General features: G+C 71.3%; 18 protein-coding genes and 1 pseudogene. 3 read left to right on the top strand and 16 right to left on the bottom strand.

Annotated elements, in window-relative coordinates; translation table 11 throughout:
• Positions 1-25: 25 nt before the first annotated feature.
• The 11 genes and pseudogenes from KGD83_RS02265 to KGD83_RS02215 form a co-directional block, all read right to left on the bottom strand.
• Positions 26-166 carry a hypothetical protein gene (locus KGD83_RS02265; RefSeq protein ID WP_212642297.1) on the bottom strand — a complete coding sequence of 47 codons (141 nt, stop codon included), beginning with the start codon at positions 164-166 and terminating at the stop codon, positions 26-28.
• A gap of 405 nt (positions 167-571) precedes the next feature.
• Complete coding sequence (locus tag KGD83_RS02260) at positions 572-1051, bottom strand: hypothetical protein (protein WP_212642296.1); 480 nt, start codon at positions 1049-1051, stop codon at positions 572-574.
• 28 nt (positions 1052-1079) lie between these two features.
• Positions 1080-3287 carry an EndoU domain-containing protein gene (locus tag KGD83_RS02255; RefSeq protein ID WP_249352086.1) on the bottom strand — a complete coding sequence of 736 codons (2208 nt, stop codon included), beginning with the start codon at positions 3285-3287 and terminating at the stop codon, positions 1080-1082.
• A 56-nt stretch (positions 3288-3343) separates the two neighbouring features.
• Positions 3344-3679, bottom strand: a complete 336-nt coding sequence (locus KGD83_RS02250; protein WP_212642295.1) for a DUF6507 family protein — start codon at positions 3677-3679, stop codon at positions 3344-3346.
• The gene (locus KGD83_RS02245) at positions 3676-4002 is read right to left on the bottom strand and encodes a cell envelope biogenesis protein TolA (RefSeq protein WP_249352085.1); all 327 of its coding nucleotides are present in this window, start codon (positions 4000-4002) and stop codon (positions 3676-3678) included. The genes KGD83_RS02250 and KGD83_RS02245 overlap by 4 nt, the downstream gene beginning before the upstream one ends.
• 235 nt (positions 4003-4237) lie before the next feature.
• Positions 4238-5659, bottom strand: a complete 1422-nt coding sequence (locus KGD83_RS02240) for a DUF6177 family protein (RefSeq protein ID WP_212642294.1) — start codon at positions 5657-5659, stop codon at positions 4238-4240.
• 60 nt (positions 5660-5719) lie between these two features.
• A complete protein-coding gene (locus tag KGD83_RS02235) occupies positions 5720-6910 on the bottom strand; it encodes a VWA domain-containing protein (RefSeq protein ID WP_212642293.1) in 1191 nt (396 codons plus the stop codon).
• Positions 6907-9332, bottom strand: a pseudogene (locus KGD83_RS02230) (DUF5682 family protein). The gene KGD83_RS02235 and the pseudogene KGD83_RS02230 overlap by 4 nt, the downstream one beginning before the upstream one ends.
• Complete coding sequence (locus tag KGD83_RS02225) at positions 9332-10447, bottom strand: ATP-binding protein (RefSeq protein ID WP_212642292.1); 1116 nt, start codon at positions 10445-10447, stop codon at positions 9332-9334. Before KGD83_RS02225 ends, KGD83_RS02230 begins: the two are co-directional and overlap by 1 nt.
• Positions 10444-11946, bottom strand: a complete 1503-nt coding sequence (locus KGD83_RS02220) for a DUF5691 domain-containing protein (protein WP_212642291.1) — start codon at positions 11944-11946, stop codon at positions 10444-10446. Before KGD83_RS02220 ends, KGD83_RS02225 begins: the two co-directional genes overlap by 4 nt.
• A complete protein-coding gene (locus tag KGD83_RS02215) occupies positions 11943-13190 on the bottom strand; it encodes an SWIM zinc finger family protein (RefSeq protein ID WP_212644236.1) in 1248 nt (415 codons plus the stop codon). The genes KGD83_RS02220 and KGD83_RS02215 overlap by 4 nt, the downstream gene beginning before the upstream one ends.
• A gap of 387 nt (positions 13191-13577) precedes the next feature.
• Between KGD83_RS02215 and KGD83_RS02210 the strand changes: the two genes are divergently transcribed.
• On the top strand, positions 13578-14921 hold the full coding sequence (locus KGD83_RS02210; protein WP_212642290.1) for a cytochrome P450 family protein: 1344 nt from the start codon (positions 13578-13580) through the stop codon (positions 14919-14921).
• 123 nt (positions 14922-15044) lie between these two features.
• On the opposite strand, the gene KGD83_RS02205 is transcribed toward KGD83_RS02210, so the two are convergent.
• A complete protein-coding gene (locus tag KGD83_RS02205; protein WP_212642289.1) occupies positions 15045-16010 on the bottom strand; it encodes a TIGR03557 family F420-dependent LLM class oxidoreductase in 966 nt (321 codons plus the stop codon).
• Between the two features lie 88 nt (positions 16011-16098).
• A complete protein-coding gene (locus KGD83_RS02200) occupies positions 16099-18207 on the bottom strand; it encodes a catalase (RefSeq protein WP_212642288.1) in 2109 nt (702 codons plus the stop codon).
• Positions 18208-18494: 287 nt separating this feature from the next.
• Here KGD83_RS02200 and KGD83_RS02195 point away from each other — a divergent pair, with 287 nt between their 5' ends.
• A complete protein-coding gene (locus KGD83_RS02195) occupies positions 18495-19349 on the top strand; it encodes an SDR family oxidoreductase (protein WP_212642287.1) in 855 nt (284 codons plus the stop codon).
• Between the two features lie 154 nt (positions 19350-19503).
• Here the strand turns inward: KGD83_RS02195 and KGD83_RS02190 are convergent, their stop codons facing one another.
• Positions 19504-19914: a ChaB family protein gene (locus KGD83_RS02190; RefSeq protein ID WP_212642286.1), complete on the bottom strand. Its 411-nt coding sequence runs from the start codon at positions 19912-19914 to the stop codon at positions 19504-19506.
• 439 nt (positions 19915-20353) lie between these two features.
• Between KGD83_RS02190 and KGD83_RS02185 the strand changes: the two genes are divergently transcribed.
• A complete protein-coding gene (locus KGD83_RS02185; RefSeq protein WP_212642285.1) occupies positions 20354-21289 on the top strand; it encodes an alpha/beta hydrolase family protein in 936 nt (311 codons plus the stop codon).
• 442 nt (positions 21290-21731) lie between these two features.
• On the opposite strand, the gene KGD83_RS02180 is transcribed toward KGD83_RS02185, so the two are convergent.
• Together KGD83_RS02180 and KGD83_RS02175 are read right to left on the bottom strand one after the other, a co-directional pair.
• Complete coding sequence (locus KGD83_RS02180) at positions 21732-23018, bottom strand: HNH endonuclease signature motif containing protein (RefSeq protein ID WP_212644235.1); 1287 nt, start codon at positions 23016-23018, stop codon at positions 21732-21734.
• Positions 23019-23673: 655 nt separating this feature from the next.
• Positions 23674-24999, bottom strand: a complete 1326-nt coding sequence (locus KGD83_RS02175) for an ABC transporter substrate-binding protein (RefSeq protein WP_212644234.1) — start codon at positions 24997-24999, stop codon at positions 23674-23676.
• Positions 25000-25063 lie beyond the last annotated feature (64 nt).

Here is a 25063-nt window from a genome sequence, read left to right as displayed (position 1 = left end):
GCGGTGCGATCCGTGCCCGCACCGCTCACAACCGCTCCAGCCCCGAGCGGGTCACACTCCAGACGCCGGAAACGCGTTCGACGGACCGCGTGCGGATGTTCCGCAGCTTGCCGTGCAACAGGGCGATCAGCACATCGCGCCTGACCTTGTCGGGCAGCGGGAACATGTGGACCCCAACTCGTTGAGTAGGACATGGAGTCCGACGGCGTTGCGGTGGGACAAGTGCTCCCGTCGACTTCCGCCACAACGAGAAGAGCCAAACAGGTATGCAATCTAGGCCGCGTATCTACGCTCAGATGATCCTGTCGGTGAGGTCGGGGCCCGCCGGTCCACGAGCTCGTGGGGTTCGGGTGCCTGGATGCCATAGCCGCCCCCAGCACCGAAAGAGGTGGACTCCCCCGGATTCGTGTCGGACTGGAGCGTGGATGTGACCTCCTTCAACACCGCCGCGATCCGCGAAACGCGCCCCAGTCGTACCGATTTTGGCGCCCTGCACTCATTGCTCTGCACCCTTTCCAGACAGGAGCAAATAACAGGAAACGCCAGCTCGACAAGCAAGGTCTGAAAATTCCTATTTCGAGCAGTCAGCGCGGAGGGCTTTGCATTTCTCGATCTCAGTTTCATATTGATCCCGACCCCCCGGGGTCAATTCCCGCATTCGCAAGAAGAATTCCTCTCCCTTGTCGATCAGAATTTGATAAAATTGATTCTCCTGCACCTGAGTTGAATTGTCGAACTTCCCCGACCTGGAGCTAATGGAGACCTGAATCCAGCCAGGAGCGAGCCTCTTCATCTCCAGCTTGATCGGCTGGTCCGGGAAATATGTGTGCGTTGATTTCTCGGAAGTGAGCTCCTCAAGAGAATTGAGGATGTATGCCCACAGTTCGTCAATATAGTCCCACATGGAAGGCGTGATCAAGGGGACTTCGTTAACAGTTAGCTCCAGGGCACCCTCCAGGTATTCAGGATCCCTGATCGGCCCCTCCCATGATTGAATAGAGACAAGGGTTCCGTCCTCTTTCCTTAGAAACGAATTGATGTAAACAGACATAACCCTCAACCTCCCTGAAGCGACTTCACTAGTATACTGGATAGAACTGACCGACTCGCCCATTTTTGAGACCGAGGCGGTAAATCTCCCCGTTTACCTCCCCAGAAATTTGGTATCTCCCGCTCGACCCCCTTCGGATTAGTTCACCCCTATTCTGGTTCATTACCTCTTCAGCCGCATCAGCAATATCGTTGATGCTCATCTTCTTGTCGAAGTAGCTTTGCTCTTCTTTCTTTGTCCCGTTCCAATAATCGGGGTGATGGCGCTCTAGTATATGCTTCATCCCGGATCGATCGAGTGCAAAGCTAGAATTTCCGTATGTCATTCTTATCGAATCAAAACCTCTCAAGTCATTAATGACTCTTTCTGGTGGGGCAGGTCTACTGGGTTCGCGTGGGTCTACTGACTCGGAGTCATTAGTGCCATCGCCCCCTCTTTCTCCCTGCTGACCATCACCATGACCGTTGTTGGGGTCGTCTCCCCCGTCATCTTCGCCTCCGGTGCCGGTTCGGTCCCGAGGAGGCTCGTCGCCACCCCCGCCACCGCCTCCGGCAGCGGGCTCGGGGCGCTCGGCCTCCGGCTCCTCGCGCGGACCGCCCGTGCCCTCTCGCTCGTCGTCGCGGCGCGGGGGCCGGTGTTCGGGGTCGTCCTCAGGGCGAGGCGCGTCAGTGTCGCCGCGCTGGGACTCGCTCTCCGGACGCGGAGTGTCTTCGTCGCCCGGTCGGTTCTGCGGTGTGCCGCTGTCCTGGGGCTGCGGCGCGGGCGGGCTCTGCGAGGGCCGGTCCCCGCCGCCGTCGGGCACGGGGGTGGTCGGGGTGGAGGCGGGCGGGCGGTACCGGTCGGGGTCCAGCAGTGAGTTGTTCAGCATGGTGAGCGGGTTCTCGAAGCGCTCACCCGTGGGACGCTGGCCCTCCCCGGCGCCCGGCAGCGTGCTGCTGGGCCAGCCCCGCGTTCCCGGTCCGCCCCTCGACGTGAAGTTGTCCGAGCCCGTGTCCGAACCCCCGCCGGAACCCGAGCCGGAGCCGTCGAACTCCGCGTCACCCGAACCCCCGGGGGCGTCCATGGAGCTGACCACCCCCGCTCCGGCGACGATCTTGAGAGCTTTGAGCGGCAGCCCGCCGGTCAGCATCACCGCGTTGGCGGCCATAGTGGTGTTGGAGTAGGCGACACCGTCATCGCGTGTGGACCAGGCGGTGTGCCCCTCCCAGACCTCGGTGAGGCTGTCCCGGGCGTTGCCGGTCCACCGGTCCCATCCGGCGCTCCAGCCCTCCCGGCCGCCCTCGCCCGGCTCCCACAACCACCCGTGCTCGTCGTGGATGCCGACCAGCGCGGCCGCGTCCATGCCCGCGTCGCGCCAGGCCGCCCCGAAGTTCTCCAAGCGCCCCCGCGGGTCGAACCGCCACCCGTTGTCGGGGTGCCAGAGACCGAGCTTGGACGTCAGCCCCACCGCCGACCCCCACAGCACGTCGGTGACCACCGTGTCCCAGGCCGCCTGACCGGTGGGGTTGCCCCAGTCCGCGAGGGAGGGGTGGAACTCGCTCCCCGCCCATGCCGTGACGTCGTTGATGTTGCTGTTGACGCCCTCGAAACTCAGGTGGTGTTCCAGGGACAGGTCGCGCTCACCGGCGTCGGTGGGCAGCCCGTAGACCAGCGCTCCGTCCCCGCCCGCCTGGTCCGGGGACACGTAGGCGGGGCCGCCGAAGGTCGCCGAGATCCGACTGGCGCACGCGTTCTCGGCCTCGTTGAACGTCGACCAGGCCGCGTTGACCGCGTCCTTGATGCGGATGTTCTCGCCCAGCGCCCACTCGTCGGTCTCGTCGTCCTTGTTCAGCCACCACACCTTCTTGTCGTGGTTGGCGTTCCACAGGCTCTGGGCGTCGATGCGCAGGGTGTTGAGCGAGCGGCGCGCGGTCGCGGCCGCCTCGGCCAGGTCCTCCAACGCACCGGCGACAGTGGCCAGGTCGCCCTGGATGCCCTCTCCCCGGGTGAGGACGGGGTCCATCGCGGCGAAGAGCGTCTCGCTCTCCGGTGCGCTGTAGTGGGCTTGGAGCCCGCCCCAGGTGGAGGACATGTCCTCGGCCCCGCCGAAGAGGTCCTCCCCGCCGGTGCGCAGGGTCTGGGCCGCGTAGTTGAGGGACCAGACGTCGGTGAGGGGGTAGGGGATGGTGTCGGGGACGATGAGCGTGAACGGGTTGGGGTCCACGCCGTTCTGGGGCTCGGTGGGCTCGAAACTCACCAGGGGGCCTTCCGTGGGGGCGGGGCGGGGGTGCGGGGGCGCGGGGGCGCGTCGGGTCAGAGGTCGAGGTTCTCGCCGGTGCCCGCCTGGCTCTGGGCCTGGGCGGCCATCTCCTCTTGGCCTTGGTTGTAGGCCAGCGTGGCGTCGTTGGCGCCCTGCAAGCACGACAGGGTGCGGGTGAACATGGCGTCGGTCTGGCCGGTGAAGTGCTCGAAGAACCCGGACAGGGCGGCCTCCACGGGCGGGCTCTTGGCGTTGGTCAGCGCCATCTCGATCCCGTCGGCGGTGGAGTCGACGGTGTCGGAGAACCCGCCTCCTTCGAGGCCGAGTTGTCCGCTGAGGTCGCCCAGGACCAGCGAGACCCCGTAGACGTCGATGTTCCACTGGCTCATCGGTCCTCTCCTCTCGCCGGGGAAGCCGCGAACCGGTGCGCGTGGAACAGGGCTCCGGCCTCGGCCCCCGGGACATCGGCGGCGTGGGCGCGGACCCCGGCCGTGCTCTGCTCGGCGACGTGGGCCCGCAGCAGTTCCAGCGAGGCGCGCACGCCCTCGACCGCCCTGGCCCTGCGTTCCCTCACGGGCCCGGGAAAGGCCGCGTCCGCTTCCTTGAGGACCGCGATCCCGTCGGCGGGCGCCGGGTTTCGCGGTTCGGTGACGGCGGTGTTCCCGTCCGACTCCTCCGACTCGTCCGGCGGCTCCACCAGTTCGAACTTCATCCGATGCCTGCCCTCACTCGTGGATTCCGTGGCCCGCTTCGCAAGACTCCCATAGCAGTATGCGCATATGGAGTGACGTTCCACGATCGGTCCCGGTTCCGGAGGAACCGCCCCGGCGGTGGTCAGGCGCGGGGTCTTCCGGACGAGCCGAGGAGAACACGCAGTTGAGCACTATGAAGGTGACGTGCGTCACTCCCGCTCCGGGAAAGGGCGACGGGACTCCCTCAGGAAAGGCTCAGCCCCTCGTCGCGGACGCCTTGGACAGGTACTCCGTCTGCCTCCGCATGAGGTCCAGGGCGCGCAGGGGCGCCACCGCGTCCTCCACCACCGGGTACCAGACCGCCTGGCCGTCACCCTCACCGAGAAGCGTGCCCGGGATCGGCCCCGCCTGGGCCCGGCCGGCCCCGATCCGGCGCAGCCGGTCCGGCCCGACCGCGAGTCCGACCGGGACCACGGGCCCCGCCCACACCGGCGCGTAGGTGACATCGGCGCGCCCGGGGACGCGGCGCACGCGCAACCCGTCCAGCAGCCCTTCAGCCGCCAACGCCTCCACCAGGGCCGGAAACGCGTCGAAGGGTACGGCGCCCTCGTCCTCGAACCCGGCCACCACCGACACCCGCTCCAGGACCCCGGTCCCGCGCCGGGCCAGGTGGAGCTGTCCGGAGAAGGGGCGCCCCTCGCCCAGCGGACCCGACAGGTACAGGATCGAGGGCTTGGGCCCGCGCTCACGCACGAAACCGGCCACCCGTTCGCGGTCCCACGCCAGAAGCGCGGGCTCGTGCGGACCCCACGCCGACGGCGCGGTCCCGGCGAGGTGCTCGGCGACGACCTCCGCCACGCGGCCCAGGTCCGGGGTGAACGGATCGCGGTGGAGCACGGACACGTCCACCACGATCTGTGTTCCGGCGCTCTCGGCGAAGTCCGCGAGGAACCCCGGAACCGGCTCGGCGTCCGGCTTCCCAGTCCCCCACGCCAGTCCGACCGGTTCCCTGTCCGCGCGGAACCCCTGCTCGTCGTCCCAGCGCACGGGCAGGCCGGTGATGCCGTCGTGGTGGCCGCCGTCGGAGCCCCGCACCACCCAGCGCCCCAGCGACCCGGCCGCGAAGGTGCGCACCGCGTAGGTCAGGCGCGCGGTGGGCGGGGTGAGCACCTGGAGCGTCCTCTCCCCGCCGTGCGTGGCCACCGCGTCGCTGAGCCAGGACGAGAACGGCACCACCGCCCGGTCCTGGGCGACCAGGAGCGCCCTGGTCGCGGTGCGCTCGACCGCCGGGTGCTCCGGCTCCTCCCACAGGCCGAAGTCGGCCGACCCCGAGGTCCACACCGCCCCGCCGAGCCGCAGCGCGAGCCCGTCGGCGAACCGGTGCGCCGCCTCCCGCCCCCGTTCGTCGGGACGGGCGCGCGCCTCCACCCACCAGAACGTCTCCGGCAGCCCCGCCACGACCTCCGGCCCCAGCAGGCGCACGACCGCGTCCGAACGCTCCACCGGCCGCCCGGGTTCGAGGGTGGCCAGCAGTTGGGCGTCCCCGTCGCGGATCTGCATGACAGGGGTGTCGCCGTGCCAGTGCAGCCGCAGCTCGGGGTCCACGCCTCCCAGGGCGTGGACGACCGCCTTCTCGTCGGGCTCGTGGGCGACCAGGGCCACCACGTCGTAGCTCAACGGCTCTCCTGAGGGGGGTCAGGGGGCGGGCGGGGACCGCCACGGCCCCGCCCGCCCGGATCAGGCGTCCTGGTACTTCTCGACCCAGGACGTGAGGGGCTGCCCCTGGATGGCCGCCGCCATCAGCTCGGGGAACGCGTCGGGGGTGCAGGCGAACGCGGGCACCCCCATCTCGGCGAGCGCGGACGCGTTCTGTCGATCGTAGAACGGCGCGCCCTCGTCCGACAGCGCCAGCAGCACCACCACCTGGACCCCGGCCGCCTGCATCGCGGCCACCCTCCTCAGCATCTCCGCTCGGACACCGCCCTCGTACAGGTCGCTGATCAGCACGAAGACCGAGTCGTTCGGCTTGGTGATGAGCCCCTGGCAGTAGGCGATGGCCTTGTTGATGTGCGTGCCGCCGCCCAACTGCGTGCCGAACAGCACCTCGACCGGGTCGGTCAGCTGCTCGGTCAGGTCCACCACCGCGGTGTCGAACACGACCAGCGACGTGCGCAGGGTCTTCATCGAGGCCAGCACCGCGCCGAAAACGCTCGCGTAGACCACCGAGGAGGCCATCGAACCGCTCTGGTCGATCGCCAGCACCACGTCCTTCTGCACGCCACGGCTGCGGCGGCCGTACCCCACCAGGGTCTGCGGCACGATCGTGTTGTGCTCGGGCAGGTAGTGGGCCAGGTTGCGGCGGATGGTGGCGTTCCAGTCGATGTCGGCCACCCGGCGCGGCCGGTGGGTGCGGGACGACCGGTCGATCGCCCCCTGCACCAGGGACCGCGTCTTCTGCGCCACGCGCCGCTCCAGGTCGTCCACCACGCGGCGCACCACCGCGCGGGCGGACTCGCGGGCCTGGTCGGGCATCACCCGGTTGAGGGACAGCAGGGTCCCCACCAGGTGCACGTCCGGCTCGACGGCCTCCATCATCTCCGGCTCCAGGAGGAGCTGGTGCAGCCCCAGCCGGTCCATGGCGTCCTTCTGCATCACCTGCACCACGGAGGACGGGAAGTACTCGCGGATGTCGCCCAGCCAGCGCGCCACCCGGGGCGCCGAACCGCCGAGCCCGGCGGAGCGCTCGGGTGTGAGTGCCCCGAGCCCCCTGCCACGACCGCGTCCGCTCTGGTTGTACAGCGCTTCCAGCGCAGCGTCCATCCCCTGGTCGGCGGCGCTGAGGCCGGAGGCGCCGACCCCGCCGGAGCACTGCGCCTCCCGGCCCAGCACGAGCCTCCAGCGGCGCTCCCGCTCGTCCACGGCGTTCATGTGCGCACCTTTCCGTCGGTGAGGATGGCCAGCGCGGTGGCCAGGGCCGGGGCCGCGCGCCGGGCGTCCACGTCCACGCGGGTCAAGCGGACCGGTCGGCGGCGGGCGCCGTCCCGAGCCGTAGGGCGGCCGAGCCGATCTCCTGGCGCTCGGGGCCGTTGAAGGCCCCGAAGGTGCGCCGCAGCAGCGGCAGCACCGCGGTGAAGCGCTCCTCGGGCAGGGAGAGCAGCCAGGTGTCGATCAGCCCGAGCAGCCGGTCGTCGTGCACCAGGATCAGCCCGCTGCCCTGGAGGAACCCCTCCAGCCAGGCGGCGGCCGAGGCCGGCTCGGTGCCCGGGGACATCGCCAGGCCGAGGCGGCGGCGCAGCTCGTCGGCGTCCACGAGCCCGGAGTCGGACAGGATCCGGTTGACCCGACCGGCGATGCGGCCGGGCAGGGTGTCGCGCACGGCCAGGGCGACCAGGGCGGCCGTCCAGGCCTGGGCGCCCTCCCCGCCCAGGAGGGTGGCGGCGCCCTGCGTGGCGTCGATGTGCCGGACGAACCGCTCCGCCGCGTCGTCGTCCAGGCCGTGCACGGCCGGTGCCAGCCCGACGCACACGCGCCGCAGGATCTGCTCGGCGACCGTGCTCAAGTAGGCGCTGTCGGTGCCGCGCACGTCCCCGTAGCGGGCGGAGCGGGCCAGCGGCGGCAGCGCCTCCATCAGGTGGGTGACGTCGCTGTCGGTGGCCGCGCGGTCGGTGAGCAGGGACAGCACGCGGGGCAGGGCCCCGCCCAGGTCCGCGAACAGGCACTGCTCGGTGAGCGAGGTCAGCGCGGGCAGGGCGGCGTCCTCGGCGAGGTCGGCCACCCGGGCCGCGGCCGCCGAGGCGACGGTGGTGCCCCACCGGCTGGCCTCGATCAGCGCCACGTCCATGTCCGGGTCCCAGCGCAGCCGCCACGACTCCCGGAAGGTGCCCTTCTGCCCGCCGTCGGGGGTGCGCGGAACACCCCACTCGACACCGAGCAGCCGCAGCCGGTGCAGCAGCACGCTGCGTTCGCGCTGGCTGTCCTTGCGCAGGTCCAGGTCGAGGTCGCTGTCGAAGGGCTCGGCCTTGAGCCGCAGGCGCCTGCGGATCGCGATGAGGTCGCGCTGGAGCGGGACCATGGGCGTGGACGGGGGCACCGAACCCATCCGTTCGCCGACGGACATCCGGCGGTGGACGAGGGCGGCCCGGGTGGGCTCGCCCTCGCACAGGACGGCCGTGAGCGCCTCGGCCACCTCGTCGAGACCGGCGAGCGGACGCCCGCGCAGCACGGCGAGGCTCTCGGCCAGCCGCACGCCCTCGATGACGTGGGACGAGGACACCGCCAGCCCCTCCTCGCGGAGCATCCGGGCGGCGTCGGTCAGCCACCGGTGCACCGGGAGGTCGGGCGCGGTGAACAGGTGGTGGTACCAGCCGGGGGCGGCGACCCCAGCGCCGTAACCGCTGGAGGCGGCCAGGCGCCCGTGGGTCCAGGGCACCCAGGTGGCGGTGACCTTGGCCTTGGGCAGGCCCTTGAGCAGGGCGGTGTCCTCCTTGACCGGGTAGTCGGCCAGGTCGCGCAGGGCGGGGGCGTGCCAGGCGCCGCAGACCACGGCGATCCGCTCGTGGCCCTCCTTGAGGGTGGCGCGCAGGGTCTGGCGCATGTACGCCTCCCGGCGCGCGTCGCGCTCCGTCTCGGGGCCGGACTCCGCGCGGACGGCGGCCATGGCGTCGGCGATCGCCGGGAACGGGGAGGGCTCCCCGTCCCGGCGCTGCTCGATGACGTCGTCCCACCAGCGCTCGGCGTCGTCGTAGCCCGCGGCCTCGGCGAGCACCCCCAGGGGGTCCAGCCGGATCCGCTCCGGCTCGCCGACCTCACCGCCGTCCGTACCGTCGGCGGCCCCGGGGTCCTCGTCGCCGCCTCCTGTCCCGGTGCTCCCACCGGCTTCAAGCGCCTCGGTGCTCCCGGGAACCCCGTCGGACTCCGGTTCCCCGGAATCCGCCTCGGCGCGGGCGCTCTCCTCCGCGGCCCGGCGCCGCTCCTCGGCCCCGGCGACGCGCTCGGCCAGGGTGTTGGCGGCGGGCAGGTCGCAAAAGCGCACCCGCACGCCGTTCTCCACCGCGTAGCGCAGCGCCTCCCACTCCGGGGAGAAGCTGGCGAAGGGCCAGAACGCCCAGCCCTCGCCGGCCCTCGGCTCGTCCCCCTTGGGGGTGTCGGCGAGGTAGGCCAGCAGCGCCACCGGCGGCTCCAGTTCGCCCACCAGCGAGGTGAGGGCGTCCGCCTCCGGCGGTCCCTCGATCAGCACGGCGTCGGGTTCGATCTCCTCCAGCGCCGCCCGGACGGCCCGGGCCGACCCCGGGCCGTGGTGCCGCACGCCCAGGACGTGCAGCCCGCTCGTGTCCAGTCGGGGCCGACCCATCAGGCGCCCACCTCACGGCAGGCGCGGTAGAACTCGCCCCAGCCGTCGCGCCCGCGCGCGACGGTCTCCAGGTACTCGCGCCACACCACGCCGTCGGACACCCGGTCCTGGACGACGGCGCCCTGGATGCCCGCGGCCACGTCGGCCGGGCGCAGCTGCCCGTCGCCGAAGTGCGCGGCCAGCGCGATGCCGTTGGTGATCACCGAGATCGCCTCGGCGGTGCTCAGCGTGCCGCTGGGCGACTTGACCTTGGTGCCGTTGTCCTCGGTCACCCCCGAGCGCAGCTCGCGGAAGACGGTGACCACCCGCCGGATCTCGGTGAGGCTGGTGGGCACCTCGGGCAGGTCCAGGGCTCGGCCGAGCTGCTCCACCCGCTGGGTGACGATGCGGACCTCGTCCTCGGCGCTGTCGGGGACGGGCAGCACCACGGTGTTGAACCGGCGGCGCAGCGCGCTGGACAGGTCGTTGACGCCGCGGTCGCGGTCGTTGGCGGTGGCGATGATGTTGAAGCCGCGCTGGGCCTGCACCTCGACACCCAGCTCGGCCACCGGCAGGGCCTTCTCCGACAGCACGGTGATGAGGCCGTCCTGCACGTCGGAGGGCATGCGGGTGAGCTCCTCGATGCGGCCGATGGAGCCGCGCGACATGGCGGTCATCACCGGGCTGGGCACGAGGGCCGCCTCGGAGGGGCCCTCGGCGAGGAGCCGGGCGTAGTTCCAGCCGTAGCGGACGGCCTCCTCGGAGGTTCCGGCGGTGCCCTGGACGAGCAGGGTGGAGTCGCCGGAGACCGCTGCGGCCAGGTGTTCGGACAGCCAGGTCTTGGCGGTGCCGGGAACGCCGATGAGCAGCAGGGCGCGGTCGGTGGCCAGGGTGGCCACGGCGACCTCGACGACGCGTCGGGCGCCGATGTACTTGGCGCTGATCTCGGTGCCGTCGGACAGGGTCGTGCCCAGCAGGTACTGGGTGACCGCCCACGGGGAGAGCTTCCAGCCCGGGGGCCGCTGCCGGTCGTCGGCCTTGGCCAGCGCCTCCAGCTCCGCGGAGTAGGTCTGCTCCGCGTGCGGGCGCAGGGCCTGGGCGGCGTCGGTGCGGATGGAGGGGGTGGAGGTGGTCAACTGAGCTCCCTGTGCATGTCGAGTCGGAACCGGAGGGTGTCCCGGAGCCGGAGGTAGGCGTCGCCGGAGGCGTCGTTGTACGGAGGGGTCTGGTGGAGGTCGGTGAGGTGACCGGGGGGCATGTGCACGGCCGCCGCCTCGCAGAGCAGCCGGTAGCCGTGGTAGTCCTTCTTGCGGTCCTTGGCGTGCAGGCGCGCGATGACCCGCGCGCTCAGCCCGGGGGTCCAGGGGCCGGGCGTGTCGCTGAGCTGGTCGCCCCAGCGGCTGAGGGAGGACTTGTCGGTCAGGACGCCGTCGGCGTACGCGCAGCGCTCCTCGACCGGCAGCAGTCCCAGCAGCCTGCCCGTCTGGAACCCCGGCCCCGTGCCACGCGAACCGAGGAACTCCAGGACGGCCCTGGCCCACTCGACGTTCCGCTGGACGACGACGGCGTTGACGAGGGCGCCCACCAGGCGGGCGCTCTGCACGGCCTCCCGGTTCGCCGCCTCGAGGATCCCGGCGGGTTCGGCGCCCAGCAGCCCGGGCCAGACGTCCAGCGGCGCGTGGGTGAGCAGCGCCCACAGCCGCTCGGCCCGCTCGTGGACGTTCTCGTCGCCCTTGGAGGGCGCGGCCAGCGCCAGGTCGCGGTGGACGGCGGCGTCGCGGGTGCGGACGGGGTCCACCCACAGGGCGCCGTCCTCCCTGAGCGAGGCGTGCGCGCGGACGTGGCCGCGCAGCCGCTCGGCGTGCGCGCTGCCGGGCAGCCGGGAGAGCAGGGACAGCGCGGTCCCGCGCACGTTGGCGCTGCGGTCGTCCAGCGCCCGGTCGAGGAAGTCCGCGTCCGCCGGGCCGAGCCCGGTGGCGAAGGTCTCCAGCAGGCGGCGGCGCAGGTCGGCCTTGGCCAGGCCGGTCCAGACGGCGGCCAGCAGTTCGCGGGCGCGGTCGGGGTCGGTGGCGCGCAGCGCGGCGAGCGCGCGGCGGCGCTCGCCCGGGGCGCCGCGGCCCCAGTCGCGCTCGCTGAACCGGTCCGCGTGGACCGACTCGGCCAGCATGTAGGACCAGGCGGGGTTGAGCCCTGCCAGCCAGTGGCCGCGTGTGCCGACCGCGGCCGCGAGCGCGGGGCGCAGCTCGCTGTCGCGGGCTCCCTGGTCGAGGAGGGCGGGAACGCTGGAGTGCGCGACGCGCCGTCCCGAGGCGGCCACCAGCCCGAGCCACTCCGGGAGGAGTTCGGTCCGTCCCGTGAGGATGTCCTCCAGTCGGGTGGTCGCGGCCTGTCCGGGCTCGGGGCGCTCGTCCTCGGCGCCGGGCTCGACGGGTTCGACGCCGGTGGCGGGGACGTACCCGGCGGCGCGGCGGACGGCGATCAGGGCCGCCCGGTCCAGGAGGGCGACGGAGTCCTCGTCCTCGGGGGTGGGGGGCAGGTCGGGGGTGTCGGGGACGGGGCGCTTGGAGGTGCCGACCAGGGCAGTGGAGACCAGGCGGTCCCAGGAGTCCACGGCGGCCAGGGGGTCGGGGGTCACAGGGAGACCGCCTTTCCGTTCCGGTCCCACACGGTGATGGGGGTGAGTCCCGTAGCGGGCGACCACTCGGCGGCGACGGTGGAGGGGTGGCCGCCGGTGACCGCGAGGAGGCGCCAGGGCTCGGGGGAGGCCAGGGGCAGGGCGTCGCCCTCGGTGTCGGTGAGGTACCACCGGCCGTCGCGGGCGGGGGCGGCGCGGTCGAGCACGACCGGCCAGGTGTCGCGCCAGGGGTCCTCCGCGAGGGAGGCGGCGAAGTCGTCGAGGGCCTGCACGACCGTGCCGCCCACGGGCGGGGCCGCCTCGGTCGTGACGCCGTCGCCGACGGGGGCGAACCGGTGGCCGTCGGGGTAGAAGGCGAACTCCGCCTCCACGTCGGTGCCGGCCCGGAAGGGGGTGGTGGGCGCCTGGCCGGGTCGGGCGAAGGCCAGGTACAGGGCCACGCGCCCGGTCGCGGCGCCGCGCAGCCACAGGCGGCGCACGCGCATGTCGGCTTCAAGGGTGGAGGCGTCGTGCCAGCCCAGGACCCGCCAGGTGTCGCGGACGCGCTCACCGGTGGCGAGGACCTCCTCGGCCTTGACGGTGATGCCCACCCGGGAGCGGACGGCGCCGCGAACGCGCTCGTCGAGGGCGTCGCCCGCGCGGTAGCCGTTGACCAGCAGGTGGAGGAGGCCGAGCCGTTCGAGCATCCTCTCGGGCCAGCCGTCCCCGCGCGCCGCGGAGGGCAGCCGGGAGACGAGGGAGGCCGCGCCGCCCGCCTTGGCGTCCACGAGGCGCTTGGCCATGCGGTCCCAGTGGTCGTAGCCGTGCTTGGGCACCTCGGCCAGCCCGGTGTCGACCTGGTCGCGCAGCCAGAGGCCGAGTTCGTCGACCCCGGCCCGGACCGCCTCCTCCCTCTTGCGCAGGGTCGCGGCCGCCCGTTCGGGGTCGGCGGGGGCCGCCGGGCCGTTGGCCCTCTCCTGGCGCGCGGCCCTTCCGGAGAGCCACTTGGCCACCCACTCGGGCCGCTCCTCCCGGTCGGCCACGCTGTCCTGGGTCCACAGGGCCAGCAGGCCCAGGACGTGCTTGCACGGAATCTTGCGGCTGGGGCAGCTGCACTTGTAGGCGGTCCCGCCCGCGCCGTCCAGGTGGACGGCGGCCAGGTAGGGCTTGGAACCGCTGCCCTTGCACTCGCCCCAGACGGCGGAGGTGCCGCCGGAGGGGGCGGCGACCGCTCCGCGCTCGGGCCAGGACGACTCCTTGGCCACCTTCAGGGCGGCCTTGCGGGAGGAGGCGTCCGGAGCCAGAGCCCATACGTCGTCGGTACTCCATCGATCGCTCACACAGAGAACACTACGGACTCCCTATGACAAAAAGCGCCCTTTTCGAACCTCCTTGCGAACGCTCGTGGAACTGTCGCATCCCCATGGCAGACTTCGGCCGCGGAGCGGCTCCATCCGGCGCGCGACCCCGGGTTCCGGCGCGAGGGAGCCCCAGAAAAAGAGCACCTTAATACTATTTGTCACTAATACGCATGCACCCTTTCTCTGCCGTGTTGAAAAAAGAACTCCGCCCCTTCTACAATGAGCGATCCCGCTTCTCCCCTCCGTCACCGCACCGGCACACCATCTCCCCGAAGAGAGGGAATCGGTTCGTTGACGAACACACGGCTGTACGGCACCACACCCGCCACCGGACGCGACGGCCTCTGGGCCGCGCTGCGCGAACGCCACGGACCCGTGGCCCCGGTCGAACTGGAGACCGGCGTACGGGCCTGGCTTCTGCTGGGCTACCACGAGAACCTGGCGGTGTTACAGAACCAGCACCTCTTCTCACGCGACACCCGCCGCTGGCGCGAGGTGGCCGAGGGGCGCGTCGACCTCTCCTGCGCCCGGCCCGCGCTGTCCTGGCGCCCCAACGCCCTGTACGCCGACGGGGCCGAGCACACCCGGCTGCGCTCGGCCATCGCGGACAGCCTGGCCAGGGTGGACCTGAACGCCACCGCCCGCACCATCCGGAGGATCGCCGACGAACTCGTCGACTCCTTCGTCGCCGACGGCAGGGCCGACCTCATCTCCGAGTACGCCAACCCCCTGCCCGTGCTCGTGGTCAACAGCCTGTACGGGCTCTCCGACAGCTACGGGTACATGCTGGGCGACCTCACGTCCATCGTCTTCAGCGAGAACGCCGAACGCGCCGAGGACGCCGTCGGCCGCATCCACCAGTACTTCTCCGAACTGGTGGCCCGCAAGCGCAGGATCCCCGGCCAGGACCTGGTGTCGTGGATGCTGGAGCACCCGGCGGGGCTGAGCGACCACGAAGTCGCGCACCAGGCCGCGCTCATCAACAATTCGAGTCACCAGACCACCACACACCTCATCGGCAACACGATGCGCACCCTGTTCACCGACGAGGCGGTCCGCACCGCCTACACGGACGCGCAGATGACCGTGCACGAACTGCTCGACCACGTGATGTGGACCGACACGCCCTTCCAGATCCTGCCCGCCCGCATCGCCCTCCAGGACATGCGCATCGGCGGAGTCGACATCCGTGCGGGCGACGCCCTGCTGATCGGCTTCGACGCCGCCCACCGCGATCCGACCGTCCGCTGCGAACAGGCGGGGGGCAGCCGGGCCCACCTGATGTTCGGCGCCGGGCCGCACGCCTGTCCGGCCCGCGAGCTGGCCCGGCTGACCGCCACGATCGCGGTCACCACGCTCCAGGAGCGCCTGGGCGGGCTCCGGCTCGCCGTGGAGCCCGAGGACCTGCGCTGGACTCCGTCGCCGTTCCTGCGGGGGCTGCGCGAACTCCCGGTGGCCTTCACCCCGGGCGAACCCGTCGCCCTCGGCCCCCGGGAGGGCGCCGGAAGGGGCGGCTCCGGAGGGGACGGGCAGGCGGAGTCCGGGGCGCGGCCAGGGGGCCGGGACCACGACGACGAGGGCTACGAGGACGACCTCCTCAGCCGTCTGCTCGCCTGGTGGCGCGGGCGGAGTTGACCCTGACGCGGCGGCGTCGACTCCTAGTGTCGGTGGTGCGGGCGCGGGGCGTGGGCCCCGCGCCCGGCGCGGCAGGCACGGGCGACGCCGGGGGCGGGCCCCGCGCGCCTTCGCGGTCCCGCGCTAACCGGCGCCCATCGCCCGGATCGGCCCGGCCAGCTCCCGCTCGAAGAAGCCGAAGAACCCCTCCGGATCGGGTCCGGCGTTGATCAGGCACAGGTGGTCGAACCCGGCGGAGGCGAACTCCCGCACCACCTCCAGGTGCCGGTCCGGGTCCGGCCCGTAGGCGAAGACGTCGCGCATCGCGTCCCTGTCGATCAGGGCGGTGGCCGCCTCGAAGTTCACCGGGTTGGGCAGCTCGGCCTGCACCTTCCAACCGGTGAGCGCGAAGCGGAACAGCTCGCGCGCCGACTCCAGGGCGTCGCCCTCGTTGCCCGCCCACGCCAGCGGTACCTCGGCGTAGCGGGGGCCGGAGCCGCCGTTGTCCTCGTAGGCCCGGTTGAGCTCCTTGCTCGGCTCGGTGCAGAACAGGCCGTCACCCGCCTCGGCGGCCAGCAGGGCGGCCTGCTCGCCGCCCGCGGCCACGACGATCGGGGGCGCCTCCTCGGGCAGGTCGAAGACCCGGGCGTCCTCCAGGGTCAGGTACCTGCCGTCGTAGGAGTGGTAGCCGCCCGACCACAGCAGGCGGATGATCTGGATCGCCTCGCGCAGCATCTCGTGGCGCCTGGTGGCGTTGGGCCACCCCTGGCCCACCACGTGCTCGTTGAGGCGCTCCCCCGCCCCCAGACCGAGCGTGAACCGCCCCTCGGACAGGATGGCCGTGGTGGCCGCCGCCTGGGCGACGATCGCCGGGTGCACCCGCAGGATCGGGCAGGTGACCCCGGTGGCCAGCTCGACGCTGTCGGTGCGTTCGGCGATGGCGGCGAGCATCGACCACACGAACCCGGAGTGGCCGTGGCTGTACAGCCACGGGTGGAAGTGGTCGCTGATCTCCACGAAGTCGAACCCGGCCTGTTCGGCGCGGACCGCCTGCTCCACGATCTCGCGGGGCCCGAAACCCTCGGCGAAGAGCTTGTAGCCCACCTTCATCGCGTCTTCTCTCCCCTCGTTACGCCTTCACTCCGTGCCCGGCGTCCCGTACCCGACGCCCCGGCCGTTCCCCGTCAGGCAGGCCCTGTCAGGCGGGCACGGACGCCGTCGGCCGGTCCCAGAACCGGTGCTCGCCCAGCAGCCTCGTGAACTCGGCGACACCGGCCTCCCCCGCGTCCGGCGCGGCGACCACGCCCAGCTCCACCCGCAGGGCGTCCACCGGCCCGGCCAGCTCGTCCGGCAGCGGCGGGGCGAGCAGCTCCGTCCCCGCGCCGACCGCGGCCACCGGCTTGTGGTGCTTGTACGCCTCCAGCACGAAGTGCCGCGCGAGCCCGTCGCCCGCCAGAGTCCGGGCGGCGTCGGGGCCGCCGGTCACCACGACCGCGTCGTAGAGCACCGAGGAGACGGTCGAGTAGGCCCGGTCGACGGTGACGACACCGCCACGCGAGGTCCGGACCGAGCCGTCGGCCGCCGCGAGGAGTTCGACCACGGCCCCCGCCCCGATCAGGGGTTCGCGGAACGCGTCGACGGCGGCCTCGTCCACCCCGTCCGCGACCAGGACGGCCACCTTGCGGCCGACCACGGAGCCGAACGCGGTGTTGAGCTGGCTCAGGGCGGGCGAGGAGCGGCCGTGGTTGGGCGTGGCCTCCCTCTCCGGCGGCTCGACGCCGATCCCCTCCGCGACCTGGACTGACAGTCGGTGGTCCACGTGGTTGAGGTTGGTCACGACCCGCTGGCGCACCTCCAGCTCCTCGCACTTGCCCAGCTCGAAGCGGAAGGCCTCCACCAGGTGATCGCGCTCCCACTCGGCGAGGCTGTTGTAGAAGAGCGTGGCCTGCGAGTAGTGGTCGGCGAAGCTCTCGCTGCGGACCCGGATCTTGTCGCCCTCGACCTTCTCTGTGTAGTGGCGGTAGACGCCCTCCCCGTGCGCCAGGGCCGGGCAGCCCCCGCCCAGGCTGTTGGGGTAGTAGGAGGTCCCGCCCCTGTGCACCCGGTGCTGGGCGAAGCCGTCCCGCTGGTTGTTGCTCACCGGGGCAACCGGGCGGTTGACCGGGATCTGCTGGAAGTTGGAGCCGCCCAGGCGCAGCAGCTGCGTGTCCAGGTAGGAGAAGTTGCGGGCCTGGAGCAGCGGGTCGTTGGTGAAGTCGATGCCGGGGACCACGTTGGCGGTGTGGAAGGCCACCTGCTCCGTCTCCGCGAAGAAGTTGTCCGGGTTCCGGTTCAGGGTCAGCTTTCCGATCGGGCGGACCGGAACCTGCTCCTCGGGGATGATCTTGGTGGCGTCCAACAGGTCGAAGTCGAAGGCGTGCTCGTCCTCCTCCGACACCAGCTGCACGCCCAGCTCCCACTCGGGGTACTGGCCGCGCTCGATGGCCTCCCACAGGTCGCGCCGGTTGAAGTCGGGGTCCTTGCCCTGGACGCGCTGCGCCTCGTCCCAGACCAGCGAGTGCGTGCCGAGCAGGGGCCGCCAGTGGAACTTGACGAAGGTGCCCCGGCCCTCGGCGCTGACGAACCGGAAGGTGTGGACGCCGAAGCCCTGCATCGTCCGGTAGCTGCGCGGAATCGCCCGGTCCGACATCAGCCACATCATCATGTGCGTGGTCTCGGGCTGCAGGCCCACGAAGTCCCAGAGGGTGTCGTGCGCGGACTGCGCCTGGGGGATCTCGTTGTGGGGCTCGGGCTTGACCGCGTGGACGAAGTCGGGGAACTTGATGCCGTCCTGGATGAAGAAGACCGGCATGTTGTTGCCGACGAGGTCGTAGTTGCCCTCCTCGGTGTAGAACTTCACCGCGAACCCGCGCACGTCGCGCACCGTGTCGGCGGATCCGCGCGACCCGGCGACCGTGGAGAAGCGGACGAAGACCGGCGTGGTGACGTCGGGGCCGCTCAGGAAGTGGGCCGCCGTCAGCTCGGAGAACCCCTCGTAGGGGCGGAAGTGGCCGTAGGCGCCCGCGCCGCGCGCGTGCACCACCCGTTCGGGGATGCGCTCGTGGTCGAAGTGGGTGATCTTCTCCCGGGCGTGGAAGTCCTCCAGCAGCGTCGGGCCGCGCGCTCCGGCCCGGAGCGAGTTGTCGGTGTCGCCCACCCGGACACCGGTCTCGGTGGTCAGGGACTGCTCGGAGTCGGTCCTGACCGCGTCGAGCTGGCGGTCCTTGCCGTCGCGCCCGTCGCTTCCCCCACGTCCTTCAGTGCTCACAGCAGGCCTCCGTCGATCTGCGGGTACCACGTGCCGAGGTCTCCCTCCGGCTCCACCTGACCGACGCCCGTTCGGGGCAAACGTCGTTGACCGCCTTTTGGAGCGACGTTCACCGCGGCGCCGTCCGGGCCGGGACGACCCGCGCCGGGCCCGAGTCGGCGGGGGCGAACGGGGTAGGGGCGGGCACGCGGCAAGACCGCCCGGGCTCGCCCGGGCGCACAGCGCGGGACGCCCCGGACCGGTTCCGGGCCGGGCCCGCGGAACCGAGACGACAGGGGGAGACGACCATGTCAGAGACTTCGCCTCCGGCGCAGGGCCAGCCCTACCCCGGCCGGACCGAGCCGATGGATCCGCAGCCCAGGGACGAGATGCGCGACTACGAGGGCCGCGGCCTGCTGAAGGGGAAGCGCGCACTGATCACCGGGGCCGACTCCGGGATCGGCCGCGCCGTCGCCGTGGCCTTCGCCAAGGAGGGGGCGGACGTCGTCTTCGGCTACCTCAGCGAGGACGCCGACGCCCAGCACACGGTGGGGCTGGTCCAGGAGCAGGGGCGCAAGGCGGTGGGCGTACGCGGCGACCTGGCCGACGAGTCCTTCTGCACCCACCTGGTGAACCGCGCGGTGGAGGAGCTGGGCGGGATCGACATCCTCGTCGAGCACGCCGCGACCCAGGCGCCGGTGGACGACTTCACCGACCTGAGCACCGAGCAGCTGCGCCGTACGTTCGACGTCAACGTGATGGGGGTGTTCTGGACCGTCCGCGAGGCGCTGAAGCACATCCCCGAGGGCGGTTCGATCATCATCACGGGGTCCATCAACGGCCTGCGCGGCAACAAGTCGCTGATCGACTACGCGTCCAGCAAGGCCGCGGTGATGAACCTGTCGCACTCGCTCGCGCAGACGCTCATGGGCCGTGGCATCCGGGTCAACTGCGTGGCTCCCGGACCGGTGTGGACGCCGCTCATCCCCTCCACGCTCGGGGAGAAGGGCGCGGAGGGCTTCGGCCAGCAGTCGCCCATGGGCCGGGCCGCGGAGCCGGACGAGATCGCGCCCTCCTACGTCTTCTTCGCCAGCGGACGGCTGTCGTCGTACTACACCGGCGAGACGCTGGCCCCGACCGGCGGAGAGATCCAGGCGAGCTGAGCCGGGGAGGAGGGGGCGGGCCGCGGGTTCCCGGCCCCTCCACGCGCGCCCCCTCACGGCGTGCGCCTCCCCGGCGCAGGAAGAAGCCCCTCCCGGACGGAGTCCGGGAGGGGCTGTCCGGGGTGGGCCGACGGCCCGTCCTGCCGGGGTGGTGTCAGGAGCGGGCCTTGGCGGTGCGACGGTCGTTCTCCTTGCGCAGCGCCTCGACCAGCTGGTCCTTGTTCATGTTCGAGCGCCCCTGGACACCGAGCTTCTTCGCCTGCTCGTAGAGGTGCTCCTTGCTGGCGTTGGCGTCCACTCCCCCGGCGGTCTTCTTGTCCCCGCCACGGCCGCGCGCGGCCTTGGGGTTGGACGCCTGCTCGTCCGAGGGGCCCGAGCGCTGCTTGGGCACCCAGCGGTCGCCCTGTTTCTCGAACTCGTGCTTGACCGCCGCGAAGGCGACGCGGTGTGCGCGCTCGCCCTCCCCGTACTCCTCCACAGCGGAGTCGTGCGCCTTGATCCAGGTGCGCTGGGCCTTCTTCGGAGACCGCTGGAGGGTCGACGGAAGTTCGCTTGCACCGGGCATGGTCCTCACTCCCTCGTCGTGCGCCTACACGGTTCGCCTGCCCTGGGAGGGACCGCCGAAACACCGCGGCCCACCGGCGCGGCGGGGCCTCGGGACGTCGATGCCCAGAACGCCGGTGCCACGGGAGCACCACGAGCGCACCCGGGTCACTGGGTGAGCGCACGCCCCCTCATCCCCTGTGAGCTGGGCTCTGTCACTACTGGTGATTCAACGGATGCACGTTTACCGAAACGACACCATAGTGAACCCACGGCCGAAGGGAGCCGGTCACCCGGCCCCGTCCTCCCGCCACCGAGAGGCGGGGCGGCCACCGCCGATCACCGTACGTTGACCCCCTATCACTACCGTTCGGTAATGTCGGCTTCCCCCCACGGGAGACCCTTGGTCCGCGAACACCGCGAGGTGCGCGGATTCCCGCTGTACGAGAAAAGGAAAAACCGTGCGAACATACCCCCTTTCCCCCGAAGAGACCGACGGCGCACGCAGCGGCCCCCGCTCCCGGGTGGTCCGGTTCGCCGCCCGCGCGGGTATGACCCTGGCGCTCACCGCCGGACTGACCGGCGTCGTCGTGGCCCCGGCCCAGGCCGCCAACCCCTACGAGCGCGGCCCCGCACCGACCGAGTCCAGCGTCACCGCCGAGGAGGGCTACTTCGACACCGACGAGGACAACGTGTCCTCGCTGGTGAGCGGGTTCGGCGGCGGCACGATCTACTACCCCACCGACACCAGCGAGGGAACGTTCGGCGGCGTCGTCGTCGCGCCCGGCTACACGGCCAGCCAGTCCTCGATGGCGTGGATGGGCCACCGGATCGCCTCGCAGGGCTTCGTGGTGTTCACGATCGACACCAACACCCGCTACGACCAGCCCGACAGCCGGGGACGCCAGATCGAGGCAGCCCTGGACTACCTGGTCGACGACAGCGACGTGTCCGACCAGGTGGACGGTGATCGCCTGGCGGTGATGGGCCACTCGATGGGCGGCGGCGGCACGCTCGCGGCCGCCGAGAGCCGGCCGGAGCTGCGCGCGGCGATCCCGCTGACCCCCTGGCACCTCCAGAAGAGCTGGGACGACGTCGAGGTGCCCACGATGATCATCGGCGCGGAGAACGACAGCATCGCGTCGGTGAACCTGCACTCCATCCCGTTCTACGAGAGCCTGGACGGCGACCTGGAGCGCGCCTACCTGGAACTGGAGGGAGCGAGCCACTTCGCGCCCAACCTCTCCAACACGATCATCGCCAGGTACAGCATCTCCTGGCTCAAGCGCTTCGTCGACGAGGACGAGCGCTACGAGCAGTTCCTGTGCCCGCCCCCCGACACCGGGTTCTTCTCCGACTTCTCGGACTACCGGGACTCCTGCCCGCACATCACCTGATCCCGCATCGGCGACGCGGGGCTGCTCCGGTCCCGCGTCGTCCGGAACCGCGACACGGCGGCGGCTCGGTGGACGCTCTCCCGGGCCGCCGCCCCGTGTGTCCGGGCAGAGGAGGTCGTCCTCACCGACGAACAGGGACGGGGTTACCGTCTGGGGGCGCCGTCCAACGCCCCGCCCGTTGATGGTGGACGAGGCAGCGGCGCCTGCCGCCGCGAAGTGGTGCGGTTCGCGTTCAACGCCCGGGGTTGGGAGATGGTCGGCCTCTGCTGCGGTGGCAGCGAAGGCGGCGGGGCTGGCGGGCCTCGGGCAGCACTACCGGCCCCTGGGGCGGGGCGGGGGCGGGCGACGCTGGCAGCGGCAACGGTGGGCGCGGGGCCCGGGCCGCCTTTCGGGCGCGGGCGTGCCGGACACGGACATGCCGGGGACCGGCACGACCCGGGGGTCATTCCCGGCGTGGGGGAACCGGAATCCTGTCGGGCGGATGGTGCCGTTTCCTCTGCTGGTGTGTGCGTAGTTCGCGTTGGTACTTGGCCCGGTTGTGCGGCCCGCACAACGGTTGCAGGTTCGCCACCACCGTGCGCCCTCCCCGGGAGAACGACCGCACGTGGTCGGCCTGGCACAACGCCACCGGCACCTCACACCCTTGCGGGTGGGCGCAGGTGGTGTGCCCGTGGAAGGCTGCCGCCCGTTGCCGGGCTGAGGCCAGGCGTCGACCGGGCCCCACGTCCAGCACCTGGCCGGTAGGTGGGGCGGTGAGCATCCGCACCACCTCGGAGTCGGCGGCCAACTCGTGCACCAGCCCGACGGGGATGACTCGGCCGTGCTCGTCCAGCGCCGGAACTTCCTGACCCTCAGTGTCCAGGTAGGTCTGTACGGGCACGACGATGCGGATCTGCGCCAGCGGGGCGGGAGTGTTGCCGCATCCGGTGTGGGTGGTGGCAAAACGCAGCGCCGCGATGAGCGCGTCGTGCTCACGCTGCGAACGACTGCGCGTGTCCTCGTACGAGACCGCAGCGTCGAAGGTGTCGATGGCCGCGCGCACGACCAACGCATCCCCGGATCCGCCCCAGGCCTGGAGTTGGTAGCTGCCCTGGAACGTGTCATGGACCGTCAGGCCGCGTGCGGCATGAGCAGCTTCGTGGTCGCGGTCCAAACGGTGGGGGTCCAAACGGTAGGCGACCTGGCGGGCCACCGACTGGAGTTGGTTGACCGACAACGCGGGCCGCTCCGCCTTCGCGGCCACCAGCGCCGCTTCGAACCCCTGCCGGTACTGCGCCTGGTCGGGGAAATGGTCCTCGTCACGGGTCTGGACGGCTTTGTCGGTGGCCTTGGCGATCACCACCGCCTCACCCAACACCACCCGGCCCTTCTCCACCGCTTCCACCGTGGCGGGCAGCGTCTCCTCGTGCACGTGCTGGGCCAAACGCGCCAAATCCTTGGCCTGGGCGGTGGGCAGCGCGGCGTGGTGCACCAGCCACTTGTCCAACGTGGAGTAGCCGCTGTAGCGGGCCACCGCACCACGCGCGTACAAACGCGCCATCCGCGCCAGAGCCTGGTACCGGATCTGGTCCAGTTGGGCCCACAGCGCCGCGATCTCCTCAGCGGCCGCCTCGTCCGCCCCGGGCGGGACTTCAGCGTTCAACGCCCGGTCGATGATCTCGCGCGCACCGGCCAGCGCGGCCACGGCCGGGGAATATCCCCCGGGAGCCGCCTCGGGCGCTGCGATCATCATCTCCATACTTCTTATTATAGGCCAGCACCCGCCCTTTCCTCCACTGTTCACAACGTCGAATTCGACGCGTTTCTTTCCCGGGGCTGCTCTCGATTGACAGACCACATTTCAGGCGAACCGAAAGGCGCCCGAAAATGGGCACTTAGAATGGCGGCTGGCATTGGTGTTGCCGTCGCCCGCCCCGGCCGCAGGTGCCGGGATCGTTGCCCGAGGCCGGAGGGTCCGCTTGCCGTTGGTGCCGACGCAGCGAAGCCCGACCACCCCTACTCCTGGGCGTTGGTCGCCCTCCGGTGGTCGCTCCTGCCTTTGGTGCCGCTTTTCGTCGGCCACCCACACCCCCCACCCGGCCCCGGCCGTTCCCCGCCGTCCGTGCCCTTTCGCGGCAGCTGGCGCGCTTTCGCTGCCGCCGGAAACCCCCGCCAGGAATGGCGTAGGAGAGGGGCCCTGTGGGCGGCCCCTCCCTACCCCTCAATTCATTATCATTATTGAGCGCTGGGTGCTTGAGGGCATGCCGAAACATGCGTGGGTGGGATCCCCCCTATTTCCAGGAAACCATCACCGCACCACCCACGACCAGCCCCAATTGCCACCTGTGGAAAACGCAGCCCTACGGAGACCACCGCTCTCCGAAACCATCCGAGCCCGTCCGGGCTCAGTCGTGGAAGGCCAGCTCGTCCGGGCTGAGAGCCGTGAAGTCGGTCTCCTCGATGGGGCCGCCCTCGCGGTCGGTCACACGCGTCTCCTGGATCATCTCGATGCTGCCGCCCGACTCGTAACGGACGACGTAGACGCCCTGGTGGCCGCCGTGGTCACCGTCGCCGGAGGTGAAGGGGACGGAGCTGGGACCCTGCCACTCCTGCGACTCCAGGGCGTCGACGAGCGACTGGCGGGTGAGGTCCTCCCCCGCCGACCTGAGCACCTGGGCGAACATGACGGCCTGGGTCATGCCGAAGACGTGCGTGTTGGTGATCGCGCCGCCCTCTCCGTACTCCTCGTACACGTCGATGAAGAACTGGGCCCACTCGTCGTCCTCGTCCTCCACGCGCGGCATGTAGCTCGTGATGAGCATGCCGTCGAGGAACTCGTCGGCGGGCACGCCCTCGGCGTCGGTGTCCTGCGTGAACTCCGCCAGCAGCCCCTGGAGGGTGGCGGTGTCGCCGCCGATGCTGGAGACCATCCACTGGGGCTCGTAGCCGATGCTGGCCGCCTCCAGCATGCCGAGCGCGACGAACGCCGGGATGCAGGAGCACACGACCACCTCGGCCCCGGTCCGCTCCAGTTCGGCGACCTGGGCGCCGAGGTCGGGCACCTCGGACTCGTAGTGCTCCCGCGCCACGACCTCGTCGCCGAGGTACTGGTCGAGCCCGGACTGGGAGTCCTCGCCGACGTCGTCGTTCTGGAACAGGTAGCCGACGCTCTGGTCGGGGAAGTTCGCCGCGATGTACTCGCCCTGGACCTTCGCCTCCTTGGTGTAGTCGGTCTGCCAGCCGTAGGTCAGCGGGTGCTCGTCGGGGTTGTTCCACGCCAGTGCGCCCGAGGCCGGGAAGACGTCGGGCACGCCCTCCTCGTTGAGGTAGTCGAGGACGCTGCTGTGCGTGGGTGTGCCCAGGCCGCCCACCATCGCGAAGATCTCGTCCTCGATGACCAGCTGCCGGGTCACGTCGATCGTCTGCGCGGGGTCGTAGGCGTCGTCCTCGACCCGGTAGTCGATCTCGCGGCCGTTCACACCGCCCTGGGCGTTGACGTACTCGAACACGGCGCGGGCGCCCTGGGAGATCGCGAGGTAGCCGGGGGCCGCGGGTCCGGTCAGGGGCTGGTGGGAACCGATGACGACGGCGTCGTCGGTGACGCCGGGTGAGACGTTCAGGTCGACCTCGGAGCCCTCGGTGACCTCACCGGCGCCGGTGCAGGCCGTCGCCAGCATCGTCAGGGCCAGGGAGGCCGCCAGGGCGGCACGGGTTCCGCTGCGGTTTGACAACTTCATTGAGACTCCTTCTCGGGGGGCGGGGGGCGGGGGGTGGAGCGGTGCCGGGCGGGCGGGC

This window comes from Nocardiopsis akebiae, from assembly GCF_018316795.1.
Taxonomy (GTDB): Bacteria; Actinomycetota; Actinomycetes; order Streptosporangiales; family Streptosporangiaceae; genus Nocardiopsis; species Nocardiopsis dassonvillei.
Note: the sequence above shows the minus strand (reverse complement) of the source record. Positions and strands in the feature narration are given on the sequence as shown.

Excerpts from the sequence above, each read along its gene's own strand:
- KGD83_RS02265 (WP_212642297.1), bottom strand. The coding sequence starts at position 166 with ATGTTCCCGCTGCCCGACAAGGTCAGGCGCGATGTGCTGATCGCCCTG.
- KGD83_RS02260 (WP_212642296.1), bottom strand. The coding sequence starts at position 1,051 with ATGTCTGTTTACATCAATTCGTTTCTAAGGAAAGAGGACGGAACCCTT.
- KGD83_RS02250 (WP_212642295.1), bottom strand. The coding sequence starts at position 3,679 with ATGAGCCAGTGGAACATCGACGTCTACGGGGTCTCGCTGGTCCTGGGC.
- KGD83_RS02245 (WP_249352085.1), bottom strand. The coding sequence starts at position 4,002 with ATGAAGTTCGAACTGGTGGAGCCGCCGGACGAGTCGGAGGAGTCGGAC.
- KGD83_RS02235 (WP_212642293.1), bottom strand. The coding sequence starts at position 6,910 with ATGAACGCCGTGGACGAGCGGGAGCGCCGCTGGAGGCTCGTGCTGGGC.
- KGD83_RS02205 (WP_212642289.1), bottom strand. The coding sequence starts at position 16,010 with ATGAAGGTGGGCTACAAGCTCTTCGCCGAGGGTTTCGGGCCCCGCGAG.
- KGD83_RS02195 (WP_212642287.1), top strand. The coding sequence starts at position 18,495 with ATGTCAGAGACTTCGCCTCCGGCGCAGGGCCAGCCCTACCCCGGCCGG.
- KGD83_RS02190 (WP_212642286.1), bottom strand. The coding sequence starts at position 19,914 with ATGCCCGGTGCAAGCGAACTTCCGTCGACCCTCCAGCGGTCTCCGAAG.
- KGD83_RS02180 (WP_212644235.1), bottom strand. The coding sequence starts at position 23,018 with ATGATCGCAGCGCCCGAGGCGGCTCCCGGGGGATATTCCCCGGCCGTG.